The organism is Mesorhizobium sp. M7A.F.Ca.US.006.04.2.1 (genome assembly GCF_004022915.1).
Taxonomy (GTDB): Bacteria; Pseudomonadota; Alphaproteobacteria; order Rhizobiales; family Rhizobiaceae; genus Mesorhizobium; species Mesorhizobium ciceri.
Genome location: NZ_RZQA01001383.1, coordinates 1 through 946 on the forward strand (window position 1 = coordinate 1; position 946 = coordinate 946).

General features: G+C 67.9%; 1 protein-coding gene and 1 pseudogene. Both read left to right on the forward strand.

Annotation, left to right across the window (positions count from 1 at the left end; translation table 11 throughout):
- Positions 1–143, forward strand: a pseudogene (locus tag EN925_RS37455) (precorrin-4 C(11)-methyltransferase); the annotation flags it as partial.
- Positions 140–946, forward strand: an 807-nt coding sequence (gene cobA, locus EN925_RS37460; protein WP_128337442.1) for a uroporphyrinogen-III C-methyltransferase, incomplete at its 3' end; no start/stop codon positions are given. The pseudogene EN925_RS37455 and the gene cobA, both read left to right, overlap by 4 nt.

Below are 946 nucleotides of genomic sequence, written 5' to 3' on the forward strand. Positions count from 1 at the left end.
TCGAGGCACAGCTCGCCGCCGATCCGATGGAGCGCACGGCGATCATCTTCGTCGGCCGCTCGCTGGCGGCGCGAGGTTTTGGCGAGAGTTCATTATACGACGCCCATTATCAGCGGCGTTTTCGCGGACGGGACGGATTGTGAGCGGCAGCACCAAAAACACCGGCGAAAACGCCACGCTCGAAAAAGCCTTGTCCCGGCTGAACTTCAAGCCGCGCCAACTGGAGCCGGGCCATGTCTGGCTGGCCGGCGCCGGCCCCGGCGACCCCGGCTGCCTGACGCTTGAAGTGTTGGCGGCTTTGGCCGAGGCGGATGCGCTGGTCTACGACGCACTGGTGTCCCCTGACATTGTCGCAGTTGCGGAGAATGCCGAGCTTTTCTTTGCCGGCAAGCGCGGCGGCAAACCGTCGATGAAACAGGACGACATCACCGCCCTGCTGGTCCGGCTCGCACGCGAAGGCCGCCGCGTCGTCAGGCTGAAGGGCGGCGATCCCTATATTTTCGGCCGTGGCGGCGAAGAAGCTCTGGCGCTGGCGCGGGAAAGTATCCCGTTCCGCGTACTGCCCGGCCTGACCTCGGGCCTCAGTGCGCTGGCCGCGACCGGCATCCCCGCCACCATGCGCGGCATCAACAAGGCGGTGATCCTGGCCACCGGCCACGCCGCCGGCACCGATGACGATCTCGACTGGGCAGCGATCGCCCGCACCGGCCAGCCTGTGGTCGTCTATATGGGCATGGCCAATCTGCCCTTGATCGCCGCAGCACTGCTCGATGGCGGGCTGGCGCCGTCGACACCGGCGGCAGTGATCGTCGCCGCGACGACGCCGCAGGAACGAACCGTCGTCGCCACGCTCGCCACCATTGCCGAGGAAGCAGCGGCCGCCGGTCTCGCCTCGCCGGCGCTGATCGTCGTCGGCGGCATCGTTGCCATGCGCGCGGCCCTGGCG